This is a genomic window from Chthoniobacter sp. (assembly GCF_040003245.1).
Taxonomy (GTDB): Bacteria; Verrucomicrobiota; Verrucomicrobiia; order Chthoniobacterales; family Chthoniobacteraceae; genus Chthoniobacter.
In genome coordinates, this window is record NZ_JBDUCX010000138.1 from 1 (window position 1) to 17,335 (window position 17,335).

Consider the following 17,335-nt stretch of genomic DNA (forward strand, 5'->3'; position numbering starts at 1 on the left):
CGATGCCGTACGAGGGAACCCAGGTGATGATCGTGCGCGGGGGTGGGGGTTCGGAATACGCGGTGGGGGCGAGGAATAGGGTGGCGAGAAGCGCGGGGACGAAGAGGACTTTGATCATATGGATTTTTACCGCCGAGGCGCGGAGGCGCGGAGGGATGGAAAGGAGTTCAGAACGATAGCCATCATTGTCTTCCTCTGCGTCTCTGCGCCTCGGCGGTTAAATAACCCGTTGGTTTCATTTGGCGCGGAGGTAGGAGATGACGTCGGCGACGTCCTGGGGTTTCAAGACGGTTTCGAGGCCTTCGGGCATGAGGGAGCGGGTGGTGGCCTGGTCGCTGGTCAGGTCGGCGCGGAGGACGGGGAGGTCGGTGCCGCCGGGGAGGCGGAGGACGAGGTTGTTGGCGGTTTCGGCGGAGATGATGCCGGCGAGTTCGGTGCCATTCTTGAGCTTGAGGGTGTGCAATTGGTAACGCGCTTCGACGGCGGCGCTGGGGTCGAAGATGGCGGTGAGCAGCCAGTCGATAGGCTTGTCGCCGACCATGCCAAGATCGGGGCCGACTTCGTGGCCTTCGCCCTTCACGCGATGGCAGATGCTGCATTGCTGCAGATACAGCTCGTGGCCGTGAGCGGGCGCGCCCTGGAGCCCGGCGACGCCGGCGTAGCTGGCGATGACCTTGGCGCGATCGGGGGTGCTCGGCTTGGGCAGGACGATCTTCGGGATCGCGGTGGCGTTGGCGACGTTGAGTTTGGCGAAGAGGGGATTCTCTGGGGTGAGCGAAGAGAGGATGGCGAGGCGCATCTGTGGGTTTTCGCCTTCGCGTTCGGCCAGCGTGCCGAGGGCGGCGGTGGCGCGCTCGTCGCGGAATTCTCCGAGGCTCAGCGCGAGCTGGTGGCGCACAACGAAGTCGGCGTCGTCGAGGAGGGAGATGAGCGCGGGGAGGACGTCGGTGGTTTGATTGGCGAGGGATTCGCTGACGCGCAGGGCTTGGGTGCGCACCTCGGGGCGGGGATCGCGCAGGGCGGCGCGGATGGTCTCGGCGTCGATGGCGTGCAGGGTGTCGAGCGTGGCGAGCGCTTGCACGCGGACCTTGGCGCTTTGGGCTGATGTGACGAGTTTCTTCACGGCGGGCACGGCGTCCTGTGCGTCGCGCTCGTCGAGGAGGCGTTGCGCGGTGTCGCGTTGCCAGCCATTGGTGCTGTCGAGGGCGGCGGCCAGCGCGGTGTTGTCGAGCTTCGCGAGATTGGGGATGGGGCGGAGCTTTGTGCCGGTGGGGTAAATGCGATAGATGCGGCCTTTGTCGGCGCCGGCGCGCACGTCGAGACGGCTGAGTGTTTCCGGGGCGATCCATTCGGGATGCTCGAGGACGAAGCGGTAGAAATCCGCGACGTAGAGCGCGCCATCGGGGCCGGTCTTGAGGAAGACCGGGCGGAACCACGGGTCCTTGCTGGCGAGGAATTCGCGGTCCTGTTCGTCGTTCGCGCGGCGGCTGATGAACGTCGCGCCATCGGGCGCGAGCACTTCGCGGTGGATGACATTGTGCACGGGCTCGCAGGCGAAGACACTGGTGGCAAAGGCCGGGCCGAAGAGGTCGTCGCGATAAGGCGTGGCGCTGCATCCGCTGGTGACGTGGCCGAGGGCCTGGGTATCGTTGAAGCGGATGGCGAGTTCGCTGACCGGAAAGACGCGGGTGGCATCGGGATAGTTGGCCAGCGGTTGCTTGGTGGTCTTGACGGCGAGGCGCGGATTGCGGCGCAGGTAGTGATCCTCCAGCGTGTAGTGCCAGAGCCAGGTGGAGTTGTTGTTGCCGAACCAATTGCCCCAGTCGTCGCGGTGGCGGCCGTACTGCGTGGAACCGCTCTCCGCCTCGAACTCGCCGGAGCCGGGGCGGAAGCGGTAGTCGCGGCCGCTGATGCTCACCCCATTGACCGTGCCGCCACTGTCGCCATTCGCGCCGTAGACCCAACCGTCGAGGCCGCGTTCAAAGCCGTTCAACCGGTGCTGCTGGTTGCCTTCCTTGAAGCCGGTGAAAAGCACGCGCTGCTCGGTGGCGTGGCCGTCGGCTTCGGCGGCGAAGAGGATGTTGGGCGAGGACGAGACGATGACGCCATTGCGCCACGGCATGATGCCATTGGGGAAAGGCAGGCCCTCGAGGAAGGTGGTGGCGTGGTCGTAGTGGCCGTCGCCCTGGGAGGCGGTGAGGATCTTGACCTTGCCGCCGGGCTGGCCTTTGCCATCCATGCCGAGCGGATAGTCGGGCATCTCGACGACCCAGAGGCGGCCTTGCGCGTCCCAGTCGAAGGCGACGGGGCTTTCGATTAAGGGCTCGGAGGCGACGAGCTCGGCGGTAAAGCCGGGAGGCAATTGCATGGCGGCGAGCGAATCCGTGGGCGATTTGGGCGGCGGCATTTCGAAGGCGATGAGTTCCTTGAAGGTGCGTTGCACGGTGTCGGATTCGGGCGAATAGAGCGCCTCGTTTTGCCAGACGAGGCGGTCGCCGTGGACCCACGCGCCGTAGTTTTGGCCGTCCTTCACGAAGGGCAGGATTTTGGCATGCGCGAGATCGGTGGTGGCGGGGCCTTTGCTCACGAGATGTGGCCAGCCGCGGCTCCAGCCGAGCCTGGCTTTGACCGTGCCGGCCCAGAGGTAGATGGCGTAGCCGTGGTCGTTCGACTGGATGACGTCCTCGAAGCCGTCGCCGTTGAGGTCGACGAAGCGCAGGCCGTTGTCACGGCCTTGGGCGTCGAAGAGTGCGCAATCCGGCGGCAAGGTGAAATCGGCGACCTGCCAGCGGTTTTCTTTTTCGCTCCAGAGGAAGATGCCGCGATTGGTGAGCAACTCGCAGATGCCGTCGTGATCGAAATCGCGGAAGCGGATTTGATCGGCATCGGGAAAGCTGTGGGTGAGCGCTTCATCGGGTTGCCAGCCGCCGTCGCGGTAAGTCCATGCCGCGGCGGGGTGCCCGGGGACGAACAGCGAGGGAGCTGCGGAATCCCGAAGGACGCCAAACTCCGCGCCGGTCGAGATACCGCCGTCATCGCCGAAGCGGACGAAGTTTGCGGGCGTCTTGCTCTCGCTCCAGCGCTGCTCCGTCGGCTGCCACACGCGAGTCACCGGCTGGTTGGCGGCGCCGATGACGACGTCCATGAAACCATCCGCGTTCACATCGAGCAGCCGCACGCCATTGTCGGGACCGTACGGGGAGCGCAGTTCCCGGCCGCCGAGCGCATTCTTCTCCAGCCGCTCCAGGGCCTCGCGGAAATTGAGGAATTTCACACGCTTACCGTAGGTTTTTTCGGCGTAGTCGATGAAGTCCACCCATTGCTGCGGGGCGCTCCAGCCGTGGGGATGAAAGACGGCGGTGAAGACGCCTTGCTTCTCGACGATGTGGTCGAGCGCGGCTTTCCAGTCGTCGAGCATCACGGGCGAATTCGCGCTCTGTACGTTGAAGGACTCCCAATCGCTCGGGACCATGCAGGGAAATTCCCAGCACAGCTTTCCGATGACATAGGGATACGGATAGTCGTCGATGAAGCCGGCGTAATCGCCGAGGGAGCGCTTCATCGGCGGGCGCATGGCATCGGGGAAATATTTCCGGAAGCGTTCGCCGGGAGGCAGGGTGAAGACGGAGGAGTCGATCGAGAGCCAGTGGCCTTGCGGGCTCGTGCGGTTGAAGATCTCGGAGTAGAAACGCGGGCTCGCCGAGTTCATCGAATCGCAGCACGGCATGCGGAAGGCGACAGGCTGATTGCCCGGGATGCTGGAGAGGAGATCGACGCTGTCGTGATAGACGCGCTGGGCTTCCTCGAAGGTCGCTTTGCCGAGGCAGGGGCAGGGATGGGTGAGCGTGTGGCTTTCGATGGTCACGCCTTCGCGCAGCCAGGCGGCGAGTTGCGGATCGTCGGGTGTGACCGTGTTGGTCATGATGCTCAATGGCGCGCGGCCATCGCCGCCATGGGCGGGGTCGATCTTTTTGAGTCGATCGAGGATGGGGCGCAGGAAGGTTTCGTACTTTGCGGTGCCGGGTTTACCTTCGGGCGTGTTCGGCGCATTGCGCATGTCGTCGATGGCGAGGATGACGACGGCGTCCACTCCCGGCTCGCCGATCCATTGCGGCGTGGTGAATTTCGGCGACTGCGCGGTGGGCCAAAACGGGGAGTCGTCGTCAAGGTAGGTGAGCCGATTGCCGTCGACGGCGAGGGCGGAAGACGCGAGCGCGAAAAGCGTGAGGAGCGGCAGTTTCATGGGGGGAGACGGCGGGTATCGATTACAACCCCGGCGCGTTGTGAACCCAAGGAGGAAAGGGAAGCCGCGGACTCCAACCGCCCCGCAATTTACGGCTGCGCGGGTTTCAAGCGCGGGTCGGCGAGGTCGAGGCGGTAGAGGATTTGGTTGTAATCGTAGTGTGGGGTGCGGTCTTTGCGACCGGAGAAAGTGAAGCTGTAGGTGCCCTCGAAGTAGATGCGGCGGCCACCGTCTTCATCGAAGAAGGAGTGCTGCGTGGGATTGTAGAAGGAGTAGTGGTCGTGGGTGAGGATCTTCACGGCGTGCGTCCATGGGCCGGTGGGGGCGGCGGCTTCGGCGTACCAGACTTCGCCGAGGTAGGACGGTTTGCCGCCTTGTTGCACGGCGATGAGCACCCAGCGCCGGCGGTAGGCGTTCCAGCAGACGCTGCCTTCGTGCAAGGTGATGCGCTGGTGCGTGGCGACGTCCTCGGGCAGGGCCCGGCATTCCTCGGGTTTAATGAAGTGACGCTGGACGAGCTGCGCTTCCTCGGGGGACTCGGCGGGAGGGGCGTCCTTGCGCCAGGCGAAGTCGAGTGTGCCGTCGGCGCGACGGCGCGGGCCGGTCTCGCCGAGGCAGGTCCACGCTTCATATTGGGCGGGGTCGCAGACATCGCGCAGCCGCGCGGGGACGCGAACGCTTGGACCGGCGTCGCCGAAGTAGAGATAGTCGGTATCGCTCTCGCGGACATTCGTGACGCGGCCGCGGGGGTAGCGCCATTTTTCATTCAAGGGCAGGGTGGCGGCGCGCTCGAAGACCTCGTTCTGGTCGTTGAAAACGGCGATGCCGTGCTCGAACAATTTCTCCAGGCCGCCGCGGCGTGCGTAGTGGGCGACGAGCCGCTCGGCGCCTTTCTCATCGCGGACGACGGCGAGACCGAAGAGCCAGACGACGCCTTCCTTGCGGTCCAGCGGGCACATCTCGCGAGCGAAGCCGTCCTTGTCGGTAATGTAGTGGAGGTTCACGCCCTGGTCCGGAGACAGGCCGCCTTTCTCCGGCAAGTCGGACCACGCGCAAGCGGTGCGAAAATTTCCGAGCGGATAAGACAGGCGCATGGTGTCGCCCCACAGCCAGAAGATGCGCCCGCGATAGACGACCGATTGCACGGAGTCCTGGCCGACCACGCCGCCGTTGGTCAGCGGCTCGGCGAGCGGGACTTTTTCGTCGAGCAACACGCTGTCGCGGTAGATACCCTGGCCGGTGAGGCGATAGAGGCGCTCGGCGATGTTGAGCCGCTTGATCTTGAGCACGGCGCGTTCGCCCGGCTGGGTGGTGAAGCGCTGGCCGGTCATGTTGAAGCCATCGGTCGGGAATTCGTAGCCGGGCGAGCGCATGGAAAACCAGACCGCGATGTTCATCTGGCCCGGCTCGTGGAAGGCGACGCGGCCCGCGCTGTCGGTGACGTAGAGCTGGTTGTCCATCGTCTCGAGTTCCACCAGTGGGACGCCGCGGCCGGTGGCGGCATCGACGATCTGGAGGCAGAAGGGCTGATCGCCCGCCCGCGCCTTGGAAACAGAGAAGAGCAGAAGAGCAGCGACGAGCGCACGGGGCAGGGAGGAGGGCGTAAGGCGCATGAGGGGATACTTGGTGGTCGGGCGCGAAGGTCAAGCGATTGGGATGGAGGGCCACGACACGGTGACTGGTCAACTGAAGTGACCAGTAACGGCAGCTTTGCTTTGGAAGGCCCTAGCTGCACATTCGCGCCATGCGTTCCCTCCTCCTTCGCTGTCTCGTCGTCGTCCTGTCGTTCCATACCGCCTTCGCGGCGGAACCTTTCATCGAGAAGAGCGATCTCTTCACCGCGGGCGATGGCGGGTACAAGATTTTCCACATTCCCGGCATCGTGGTCACGGCCAAGGGAACGGTGCTCGCGTGGTGCGAGGCGCGCAAGAAGGGCGGCGACTGGGATCAGATCGAGATTGTGCTGCGCCGCTCGACCGATGAAGGCAAGACGTGGAGCGCGATGAAAAGCATTGCAAACGTGCCGGGACCGAAAACGAAGAACCCCTTTTCGCTGGCCGTGAAGGGTGTGGATCCCCATGACGTCACGTACAATAATCCGGTGCTGATCGCGGACCGCGACGGCACGGTGCACATGCTTTTCTGCCTCGAATACATGCGCTGCTTCTATCAACGCAGCACCGATGACGGTGAAAGCTGGAGCACACCGGTGGAAATCACGAGCGCGTTCAACGGTTTTCAATCTACTTATCCATGGAAGGTGCTTGCGACCGGGCCGGACCACGGCATTCAACTCAAGACTGGCCGACTGGTCGTGCCCGTGTGGCTTTCCACCGCCACGGGAGGCAATGCGCACCGTCCCTCGGTGACCGCGACGATCTTCAGCGACGACCAGGGCAAGACCTGGCACGCGAGCGAGATCGCGGTGCCGTGCACCGACGAATGGATCAACCCCAACGAAACCGTGGCCATCGAACTGGCCGATGGGCGCGTGATGCTGAATGTGCGCAGTGAATCAAAGGCGCACCGGCGGCTCGTGACGATCAGCAAGGATGGCGCGACCAACTGGAGTACACCGAAGTTCGACGACGCCCTGCTCGAACCGATCTGCATGGCGAGTATCATCCGCTACTCACTCGCGCAGGATGGCGGCAAGAACCGCATCCTGTTCTGCAATCCGGACAGTCTCTCCCGTGCGGATGGCAAGGAGGAGCCGGGCAAGACTCGTGATCGCCGGAACTTCTCGGTGAAACTAAGCTATGACGAAGGCCGAACGTGGCCGGTCACGCGGGTCGTCGAGCCCGGACCGAGCATGTATAGCGACATCGCGGTGGCGAAAAGCGGCGCGATCCTGTGTCTCTACGGCCGCGGCCTCAAGCCGGGCTTCGCCGGGGATTTCATCACCCTCGCGCGGTTTAATCTCGAGTGGCTGACGGACGGGCGCGATACTGCTGGCGCATCGAAATAATCCAGGCCATGCACGTGCGTCCTGTTCTGGTTGCCGCGGTAGTTTTCGTGGCGTTGGTCTTTGGGTTCGATGCCCCCGCGGTGAGTGCGGAGGTGGAAACCAAGTCTTACGACCTCGTGGTGGTCGGTGGCACGCCCGGGGGAATTGCCTGTGCGGTGCGCGCGGCGCGTGAAGGAGTGTCCGTGCTGCTGGTGAATCGCCACGATCATCTCGGTGGGATTCTCACCAGCGGGCTTGGTGTGTGGGACACGCAATGGGAAGGAAAGCGCTCGCCCATTTACGACGAAGTGCGCGCGGCGATCATGGAATACTACCGCACGACGTACGGCGCGGATTCTCCGCAATATCGCGACGCGGTGCCCGGTCCCAGCGGTTTCACGAATGGCCGGTTCGAACCGCGGGTGGCAGAAAAGGTGATCAACGATCTCGTCGCACGGGAGAAGAACATCACGGTGCTGCGCGGCTTCGTTCCCGCAGCGGTGGAGAGAGAGGGTTCGTTGCTGAAAGCGCTCACGTTGCGACCGGCGGAGGGTGGGAACGATCGCGCGGTGAGCGCGAGGGTCTTCGTCGACGGCACGTATGAAGGCGATCTCGCGGCGCTGGCGAAGGTTCCTTATCGCGTAGGGCGCGAGGCGCGCGCGGAGTTTGGCGAGCCGCACGCGGGAGTCATTTTCATGCGGCCGGTTTCGCAGATGCCGACTCCGGAAGCCGCGCGGCTGGCGGCGCTGCACGATGCGTTGAAGCTGCGCAAGTTTCATGGCTGGCAGGTGATGCTGCCACAGAGCACGGGTGCTGCGGATGACGCGGTGCAGGCGTGCAACTACCGCACGATGCTCACCACGGATCCTGCCAATCGCGTGCCGATTGCGAAGCCGGCGAACTACGACGTGTATTTTCTCAAGTCGCTGGAGATTTTTTCCGGTATCGAAATTCCGAACGCGAAGTTCGGCTGGAATCGTCCACAGCTCATCGGCCGACAGACGGATTACGTTGAAGCCGACTGGCCCACGCGACAACGAATCGAAGACGAGCATTGGGAAATGACAATGGGGTTGCTCTACTTTCTGCAAAACGACCCGGGTGTACCGGCCATCGTCCGGAGCGCCTGGCAGCAATTTGGACTAGCGAAGGACGAATTCGCCGACAACGGGCATCGGCCCTATGACTTTTACATCCGCGAAGCCCGCCGCATCACGGGCCGGGCCATCCTGACCGAACATGACGCGAACCTCGCCCCTGGACTGCTGCGGGCGCCGGTTCAGGCCGATAGCGTGGCCTTCACCGAGTGGTACATGGACAGCCATTCCTGCACGACGGCGCGGGTGCCCGGCGGGCTCGATGAGGGCAAGGCGATGCTCGAGAAAGAGACCTTTCCGGCGCAGATTTCCTATCGCTGTCTGCTGCCGAAAGGCGTCGATAATCTGCTCGTGCCGGTCTGTCTATCGGCGACGCATGTGGCTTGGGGCACGGTGCGATTGGAGCCGGTATTCATGCAGACGGGCGAAGCAGCCGGATGGGCGACGGCGCTCGCGTTGAAAAACAAGATAACGCCCGCGCAACTCGACACCGACCAATTGGTCCGCGCGCTGTGCAAACACCACTCGATGGTGACTTTCTTCAATGACGTCGACGTCAGTGACAACGAACCGCGTGTGGCCGCCACGCAATACTTTGGCACCAAGGGTTTCTTTCATGATTACAATGCCCGCCCGGACGAAGCGCTGAAGTCCGCGACGGGGAAGGCATGGGCGGATGGCTTCGCCAAATTGCGGAAGGGTGAACTCGATCCCAACTCACTCGCTCATGTCGTGGTCGAAGCCGAATACAACGGCGGGAAGGAAATGACCGAAGCGGAGTTTGCCGCGCTGCTACCCGCGTCACCGAAGGCGCAGGCCCGCAATTCCACCACCGTTCTCTCCCGCGCCACGGCGTTGGAATTGATGTTCTCGCTGCTGCCATAGGCCGCCACACCGCCCAGGAATCTCTTCACGTGAAACTGCTCCTTGGTCTTCTCGCTTTGCTCCTGCTCTCCTTTATGTCTCTGGCTGGCGATGCCTCGTCGAATCTCAACAGCCTGGCTCATTTCGCGAGGCTCCGCGGCATCGCGGTGCCGCATACAGCCAACGTGTTCGTCGTCTTCTTCACGCCACCGGTCGGCGCCCGAGCGGGCGTGAATTTCACCGGGGTGCGCCCGGAAGACTTGCAACTTTATGCCGTCTACGTGACGCCCGAGAAATGAGCATCGGATTCCTCCAGCGCACACTTCTGCTTTCGATTGTCCTGACGGTTGCGGCCCTGGCGGGGGAACCGGCGCCGGCTGGATATGCAATTCTCGTCGCCGCACCGGGTCCCGATGCGCTGGCGGATGACGTCTTGCAGAAGGCCATCGACACTGTCGCAGTGCGCGGTGGCGGCGTGGTCGAGCTTGGGCCCGGTGATTTCAAGCTCTCGCGGCATGGGGGTGATGAAACGATCGTCGTGAAAAGCGGGATCACTCTTCGCGGCCAAGGCTATGCGACGCATGTGTATCTCGATCCCGCGACGCCGCCGAATCCTCTGCGCTACTACCCAGTGCGAATCGGGAGCGAGTTGGTGCCGGCGAGTAATGTCGTGATCGAAAATATGCGCTACACGGGGAACAATGCGAAGATCGGCGGGGGATCGATCATGGGCTTCAATGCCCGCCTTGGTGACCCGGCCTCGTTCTCACTTTCGTGTGATAACATCACGATCCGTCATTGCTGGATTTACGGTGCGCAACAGGCGGCCGGCTGCACCAAGCCGGGTGGTCCGATTTATACCGCCCCCGCGCGTCTCGCCTCGCAGTTCAAGAATTGGAGCGTTTGCGGAAATACGATCGATACGTGCGGGAACAAGGCGATTGAGTTTTCCGAGTGCAATGGGGGACTGATTGCGGACAACTACATCGATAACACGCGTGATGGTCCGCAGGTCATCGCTGGCAGCTGCAATGTGCAGATCCGGGACAATCATGTGTTATTCACCGATACGGGCATCAACGTCACCGAGGGTTCGAACCATATTCGGGTGAGCGGCAATGATGTGGAGCCGGTTGCTTCGATCAACAAAAGCACGGCGAACGCGTGCCTGTTGTTTCGGACCGAGCCGCAGGCGCACGTCTCGGAGATTTTCGATGTGGTTGTCACCGGTAATATCTTTCGCGATCAGACCACGGCGCAGAAGGGCACGCTGAAATTCAACACGCGTAAGGAGTCGCTTGGCTGCGTGTTTCACGGCATCACGATTGCCGGAAATGTCTTCGACGGCGACGTGCTGTTCTTCGACAAGCTGTCGCCCGCGAAGACGACGATCAAGGACGTCATCTTCACGGATAACGTCTGCGAGGGCGACCTGGTTTCCTTGCCGGGAAAAACGATGGCATCGAGCAATGTCCTGGTACGCGGCTGCATGCTGCGCAAGGCGGGCGCCTATGTCCTCCATGCCGACCGCTGGATCTGGTCCAATAACGTGCTGCCCTCCGGAACGCTAACGATTGCCGAGGGCGCCGATTCCAATGTGGTCCACGACAATGTGACGACGGGGCCCATCCACGACCTGGGCACAGCCACCGATCTCGCTGGGAACGTCGTGCGGGCACCTTACTCTCCTCCCCATGAACATTAACTGGACGCGACGAAATTTCCTCCAAACGGGATGCCTCGGTGCGGCGGCTGCGCTGACAACTTCGTCCCGGGCGCAGGATATTCAAAAGGCGAAGGGTGATGCCGCGACGCAGCCGATAGACATTGGTTATCGGCGGCAGCTTTTCATCGATGATGCGCTGCTGGATTTGCAACGGACCCAGGGCGTGACGCGTGTGCTGAATGGGCCGCATAAGATCCAGCGCGTGCTCACGCCCGACCAGCCATGGGAGAAGCTCGGCTTTGTCTTCTACTGCGGCGTGATCGACGACGGCGGGACGGCGAAGCTGTACCACTCCAGCTACGATGCGGAGAAGAAGAAGCATTGCAGCCTGGCGACCGGCACCGATGGGCTGAATTGGGAGCGGCCCAAGCTGGGATTGCGGGTGTATGACGGCGGCGCCGACAATAACCTGCTGCAGATGAATTCGGTGGAGGCGTCGGTGTTTATCGATCCGCATTCGCCGCCGGAAAAGCGGTATCGCATGGTCTTTACCCGGGGTTGGCCCGACCCGGCGCGCGCTGGCGTGTGCGTGGCCTCTTCACCCGACGGGTTGCGCTGGAGCGAAGCGACCGAGCGTTGCCTGCCCTTCGTCCCGGATAGTCAACCCACCGCATTCTGGGATGAGCGAATCGGAAAATATGTCATCTATCTGCGGGCGTGGAATCCCATCCGTACGGTAGCCCGTATCGAGGTCGATGATCTCGAGAAACCGTGGCCGTACGATCAATCCGTCCCGCCGCTCCATGTCTGGGGCAAAGATAAGATTCCCACGATCAGCCGCGAACTGCCGACGGTGATCGCCTATGATAAGCAGGATCAGCCATACCTTCAGCCGTACACGGCCGAAGTAATCCAGTATCCCGGTGCACCGGACGTCTACTTCGCCTTTCCGGCCGATTTTCAGAATTACAAGGAGCCACAATGGAAGGCGCGTGCGCTCACGGGTAATGACGGCACCTTCGACATCGGCTTCGCCACCAGCCGCGACGGCGTGACTTGGAACCGCTGGCGCCAGCCTTACATCCCCACGGGAATTTACGACGATCTCGATTTGCGCCTCGTGAGCATGGGCTTCGGGATGATCCGGCGTGGTCCGTGGTTGCACCAGTATTTCGTCGGCTGGCCCTACACACATGGCCAGCCGGAAGTGTGGGAACGCGACCCGACCAGCCGCGAAGCATGGTATGGGAAGAACAAAGGTGGCATTTATTGCGCGACGCAGCGGGTGGATGGTTTCCTTTCCATGGATGCGCCGAACGGCGGTGGCACGCTCACCACGCGGCCGGTGACTTTCAAGGGCGACCGATTGCACCTGAACATCCACACCAACGGTGGCGGCAGCGCGAGAGTGGCGCTCCTCGATACGCAGGGACAGGCTCTGCCGGGTTTTGCGGCAGAGGATTGTGACGTCATTCAGGATGACGCCATCGATTACGAAGTACGCTGGAAGAATGGCCCCGATGTGAGTGCGCTGGCGGGCCGGCCGGTGTGCGTGCAGGTGACGATGCGCAATGCGAAACTCTACGCCCTGCAATTTGCCCGCGGCAGCGCTGCCTGATACACCGTGAAAACCCTCCGGATCATTCTTCTGCTGACGCTGGCGTGGATGGCTTGCTGTCGGTCTCGCGCGGCGGAGCCACTGTTTGAGACGGCACGCGTCTTCGCGCTCACGCCAAACAACAAACCGAACTATCGCATCCCTTCGATCCTGCAGGCGCCGAACGGAGATATCCTGATCATTGCGGAAAGGCGTAACGACGGACCGGGCGACATCGGCAATCACGACATCGTGTGTAAGCGGAGCAGCGACAAGGGGAAGACCTGGAGCGAAGAGCAAATGATCTTCGACGATGGCAACAACGTGTGCACCGACATCACCGTGGGTCTCGATCGAATCAACGGCAAACTGTGGCTGTTCTTCCTGAGGAACAAAAAACAGTTCGATTACTTCACGAGCACGGACAGTGGCGCGACCTGGCAAGGGCCGATTTCGATTCACGAACAAGTAACGAAGCCCGAGTGGGACAAGCTGACTTCGGCCAAGCCCGAGGCGGATGCGGATGCAGCGAGCGTTGGACGCGGAGCCGTATGGGCCAGGGGATGGGTGCAGCGCTATGGAATCGGGCCGGGGAATGCGATGGTGCAGCTTCGCGGGGGACCGAGAGCGGGACGCCTGATCGTGCCCGGGAGGCATCGCGAGGACATCGGCAAAGGGCGCTTGCGGAGTTTCGCGCACAGTTTTTACAGCGACGATCACGGGGCGACGTGGAAACTCGGCGGGACGATCGGCTTGAATACCAGCGAGTGCCAGTTCGTGGAACTAGCCAACGGTGACGTCCGCGTGATGTCGCGTAATGAAAGCTCCGAGGACGCGCCGGACAATCTGCGGCATCTCACGGCGATCAGTCACGATGGTGGCAAGACGTGGAGCGACTTGCGGCGTGCGGAAGAGCTCATCACGCCGCGCTGTCACGGGCCGGTGGAGCGTTTCACGCTGGTCGGGCAGCAGGATAAGAACCGGCTGCTCTTCTCCGGTCCGGCTTCCCCGTTTCGGCAGAATGAACATCCCTACGGGAGATATAATCTGACCATCCGCTTGAGTTACGACGAGGGTGCGACCTGGACAGCCGGCAAGACGATCTGGCCGCATCCGGCGTCTTATTCCGACATCGTGGTGCTCGATGACATGACCGTCGGCTATGTCTACGAGCGCGGCGACAAAGGGACCACGCACTATTGGGATGAGGTCCACTTTGCGCGGTTCAATCTCGAATGGTTGACCGACGGCCGCGACACGCTCACCCCACAGGTCAAATCACAGCCATGAAAAAGTCGCTCTCCATCATGTTGCTTTTCACGGCACTCGGCGTCGTGAATGTGTGCGGCGACGTAAAGGTGCCGGCGATCTTTTCCGATCACATGGTTTTGCAAAGTGATGCGGCGGCGAACGTATGGGGCTGGGCGGAACCGGGTGAAACCGTCTCGGTTTCCATTGCCGATCGAACGAAGACGACCAGTAGCGACGCAAACGGCAATTGGGCGTTGAAACTCGACAAGCTCAAGGCAGGTGCCGAGCCGCGGACGCTGACGGTCAAAGGTAAGAACACGGTGACGATCCACGATGTGCTGGTCGGCGAGGTGTGGCTGTGCTCGGGGCAATCGAACATGGAGATGCAGGTCAAGGGTGGGATGCACGGGCAAGTGGACAACGCGGACGAGGAAATCGCGGCGGCAAAATATCCAGAGATCCGGATGTTCGTCTTTCGCCAAACCTACGCCATCTATGATTTGCCCGCGCCGCCGGAATCCCCGATGTCCGATCGGCCCGGCGAGTGGCTGGTTTGCTCGCCGGAAACGGTCGCGCGTTTCTCGGCGACGGCGTACTTCTTTGGGCGCGATATGCACCGCGAACTCGGGGTGCCGATCGGATTGATCAATAGCTCGGTCGGGGGCACACCGATTGAGGCGTGGACCAGTCTTGATGCCCAACATGGCGAGCCCGCATTGCATCCGGTGCTCGACGAATGGCAGCAAAAGCTCGCGAATTATAATGCGGAGCGTGAGCAGCAGAAGTTCACGTCGGCCAAGACGGTGTGGCTGAAGCAGAGAGCGGCAGCGCAGGCGAAGGGGGAACCGGCACCCAAGGCGCCGTTACCGTTCAAAAATCTTCGTGTGATGGAACCCGGACGGCTGTTCAATGGGATGATCGCGCCGTTGGTGCCGTACTCCATTCGGGGAGTTATATGGTATCAAGGCGAACGGAATGCCGATGGTCCGCATGGGGGATTCTATGGAGTACAGTTAAAGACGCTCATTGCCGACTGGCGGGGGCACTGGGGTGACGAATTCTATTTTGCCTGGGTGCAGTTGCCGAAGTTCAAGGCGGAGCAACGTCTGCCGAGCGAGGCGAATGGCTGGGGCGTGAGCATCCGCGACGAGATGCGCAAGACTCTCAGTGTGCCGCGCACCGGCATGGCGATCACGATCGATCTCGGCGGCGTTGCGGCGGGACATCCGACGAACAAGGCGGATTTTGCCCGGCGTCTGTCGCGGCTGGCGCTGCATGATGTATACCAGAAGCCGACGGAAATCTGGTCGGGGCCACTTTTCAAATCGGCGCAGCGCGAGGGCAACAAGATGACGATCGCGTTCGATCACGCGGCGGGACTGAAAGCCGCGGTAGGTGACCTCAAGGGCTTTGCCGTTGCGAGCAACGATCAGAAGTTCGCGTGGGCTAATGCCCGGATCATGGATGGGAAAGTAGTTGTCTGGAGCGACACAGTGTCCGAGCCCGCAGCGGTGCGCTATGACTGGGCGTCCAATCCCATTGGCAATCTCGTCAACGCCGCCGGCCTGCCCGCGTCCCCGTTTCGAACTGACGACTGGAAATGAATGCCCATATGAGGAACGCCCTGCTTTTCTTCTTCACCTTGATCCTGGCTGCTGTCTCTGCCACTGCGCAGAATGCCGAATTTACCGGGGACGTGCGTGACGTGCGCGTCGTGCGGAGCGTCGAGCAACATCCCGGCGCATCATTGCTGTGGGAGCCCTACATCGCCGAGTGGAAGCCGAAGCAATTGGTGGTGGCCTATGGCGCGGGCATTCCGGGCAAGACGGACATGGGGGACATCGTGGCGAGCGTCTCGACGAATGATGGCGACACCTGGAGCGAACCGGCGATTGTCTTCGATCATAACCAGCGGTTTGGCGCGATGCAGTTTGGCTACTCCAATGCGGTGCTCTACAAGCCGCCGGGGCAGGACGTGATGTGGTGCTTTGCCATGCGCTGCCCAATGAACTATCAGCACAGCGAGGACTCGCAACTCGTGGGGGCCTTCAGCGCGGATGGCGGGCGCTCGTGGACGCCGGTGGAGATGGCGATGCACTATACCGGGCCGCTCATCATCGTCGGCGGGATCCAGCGGATTGTGGAAAACGGGCAGCCGCGCTATCTGCTGCCGGCGCATCGCAATACGCGCCGCAATGATCCGCTCGGCTCGCGTGACCAATTTATGCTGAGCAGCACGAGCCTGCTGGAGTGGCGTCTGGCGGGGCACATCCCGCAGCCGGAAAGCGGACCGGTCTTTCTGCACGAGGGCAATCTCGCGCCCGGTGATGCGGAGGGCGAACTGAAGCTGGTGATGCGCACAGCCACTTGGGAAGAGAAAGCCGCGCTGGATCCGCCGCGGGCCTTTTCCAGCGTGAGCCAGGATGGCGGTCGGACCTGGACTCCGGCGCGACAGGAGCCGGACCTCTGGAACGCGCGTTCGAAAGGATTCTTCGGCCAAAGCACGAATGGCACGCACTTATACGTCTATAACGATGGGCCGGCGATGCCCAAGCCTGGCGCCCGGACTTCGTTGCGCTACAAACTCCAGCCGACATCCGGCGGCGCGTGGAGCGCGGAGAAGACTTTCTACGACTCAGGCACACATAACTCCTATCCTACGTTGATCGAAATCGCCCCCAGCGAATTTCGCGCGGTGTGGGACAGCGGGACGAAGGAGCACCCGCGCACAAACATTCGTTTCGGGAAGTTCCACGTTTCGTCCGAAGCAAAATGAATCACTGAACCAAACGATGCAAACTACCAGACCATTTAGTGAGAGATTGCGCGCGGGCGATCTGCTTTTCGGCACGCTCGTCGTGTCGCCATCGCCCATGTGGCCGCGGGCGATCGAGGGCAGCGGACTGGATTTTGTTTTCATCGATACCGAGCACATTGCCCTTGATCGGGGACAGGTGAGTTGGATGTGCCAGACCTACTCGCGGACGGGGCTGCCGCCGATCGTGCGCATCCCGTCGCCTGATCCGTTTGAGGCGACCAAGATGCTCGATGGCGGTGCGGCGGGGATCATCGCACCGTACGTCGAGACGGTGGAACAGGCGCAGGCATTGCGGGGGGCTGTGAAGTTGCGACCGCTCAAGGGGCAGCGCCTCGAGGAACGGTTGGCGGGCGGCTCATTTGAACCGGCGCTCGAAGAATATGTGCAACGGCGCAATGAGCAGGCGCTCATCCTGAACATTGAGAGTGTTCCAGCGATCGAGGCGCTCGACCAGATTCTGGCAGTGCCGGACCTGGACGCAGTGCTCATTGGCCCACACGACCTCTCGTGCAGCCTGGGTATTCCCGAGCAATACGCGCATCCGAAATTTCGCGAAGCGGTGCGAACGATTTTCGGCAAAGCGCGTGCGGCGGGGATCGGCGCGGGTATCCATTTCTGGGGCGACCTGGAGCTCGAGGCCGCCTTCGCGCGCGAAGGCGCCAACATGCTCATTCATAGCGCCGACATTTCGCTTTTCCAAAAGCATCTCCGGCTCGAAGTCGATGCCTTGAAGGCGACACTCGGTGCGAAGAAGACCAGCGGCTCCGAAGCGGAGAAGATCAGTATCTAAGGCCGATGACCGCCCTCCGCACAGCTATCTGTTTTGTGGTGAGCACTGTCGCTGCAAGCGCG

At 62.1% G+C, this 17,335-nt stretch carries 11 protein-coding genes; 9 read left to right on the forward strand and 2 right to left on the reverse strand.

Annotation, left to right across the window (positions count from 1 at the left end; translation table 11 throughout):
• Nucleotides 1-235 precede the first annotated feature (235 nt).
• Together ABJF10_RS18540 and ABJF10_RS18545 are read right to left on the reverse strand one after the other, a co-directional pair.
• On the reverse strand, nucleotides 236-4,243 hold the full coding sequence (locus ABJF10_RS18540; protein ID WP_348546089.1) for a PVC-type heme-binding CxxCH protein: 4,008 nt from the start codon (nucleotides 4,241-4,243) through the stop codon (nucleotides 236-238).
• Between the two features lie 89 nt (nucleotides 4,244-4,332).
• The gene (locus tag ABJF10_RS18545; RefSeq protein ID WP_348546090.1) at nucleotides 4,333-5,856 is read right to left on the reverse strand and encodes a hypothetical protein; all 1,524 of its coding nucleotides are present in this window, start codon (nucleotides 5,854-5,856) and stop codon (nucleotides 4,333-4,335) included.
• Between the two features lie 131 nt (nucleotides 5,857-5,987).
• Here ABJF10_RS18545 and ABJF10_RS18550 point away from each other — a divergent pair, with 131 nt between their 5' ends.
• Genes ABJF10_RS18550 through ABJF10_RS18590 form a run of 9 tightly spaced genes read left to right on the forward strand, consistent with a single transcriptional unit; the run spans nucleotide 5,988 to nucleotide 17,273 of the window.
• Complete coding sequence (locus tag ABJF10_RS18550; protein ID WP_348546091.1) at nucleotides 5,988-7,211, forward strand: sialidase family protein; 1,224 nt, start codon at nucleotides 5,988-5,990, stop codon at nucleotides 7,209-7,211.
• An 8-nt stretch (nucleotides 7,212-7,219) separates the two neighbouring features.
• On the forward strand, nucleotides 7,220-9,172 hold the full coding sequence (locus ABJF10_RS18555) for an FAD-dependent oxidoreductase (protein WP_348546092.1): 1,953 nt from the start codon (nucleotides 7,220-7,222) through the stop codon (nucleotides 9,170-9,172).
• 29 nt (nucleotides 9,173-9,201) lie between these two features.
• Entirely contained in the window at nucleotides 9,202-9,450 is a 249-nt protein-coding gene (locus ABJF10_RS18560) for a hypothetical protein (RefSeq protein ID WP_348546093.1), read from the forward strand.
• Nucleotides 9,447-10,856 (forward strand): right-handed parallel beta-helix repeat-containing protein, encoded by a 1,410-nt coding sequence (locus tag ABJF10_RS18565; RefSeq protein ID WP_348546094.1) that lies wholly within the window; start codon nucleotides 9,447-9,449, stop codon nucleotides 10,854-10,856. Before ABJF10_RS18560 ends, ABJF10_RS18565 begins: the two co-directional genes overlap by 4 nt.
• Nucleotides 10,846-12,435: a twin-arginine translocation signal domain-containing protein gene (locus ABJF10_RS18570; protein ID WP_348546095.1), complete on the forward strand. Its 1,590-nt coding sequence runs from the start codon at nucleotides 10,846-10,848 to the stop codon at nucleotides 12,433-12,435. Before ABJF10_RS18565 ends, ABJF10_RS18570 begins: the two co-directional genes overlap by 11 nt.
• 6 nt (nucleotides 12,436-12,441) lie before the next feature.
• Nucleotides 12,442-13,704: a sialidase family protein gene (locus ABJF10_RS18575; RefSeq protein WP_348546096.1), complete on the forward strand. Its 1,263-nt coding sequence runs from the start codon at nucleotides 12,442-12,444 to the stop codon at nucleotides 13,702-13,704.
• On the forward strand, nucleotides 13,701-15,269 hold the full coding sequence (locus ABJF10_RS18580) for a sialate O-acetylesterase (RefSeq protein ID WP_348546097.1): 1,569 nt from the start codon (nucleotides 13,701-13,703) through the stop codon (nucleotides 15,267-15,269). Before ABJF10_RS18575 ends, ABJF10_RS18580 begins: the two co-directional genes overlap by 4 nt.
• Nucleotides 15,270-15,277: 8 nt before the next feature.
• Nucleotides 15,278-16,441, forward strand: a complete 1,164-nt coding sequence (locus ABJF10_RS18585) for a sialidase family protein (protein WP_348546098.1) — start codon at nucleotides 15,278-15,280, stop codon at nucleotides 16,439-16,441.
• Between the two features lie 16 nt (nucleotides 16,442-16,457).
• Nucleotides 16,458-17,273, forward strand: a complete 816-nt coding sequence (locus ABJF10_RS18590) for an aldolase/citrate lyase family protein (RefSeq protein ID WP_348546099.1) — start codon at nucleotides 16,458-16,460, stop codon at nucleotides 17,271-17,273.
• Nucleotides 17,274-17,335 lie beyond the last annotated feature (62 nt).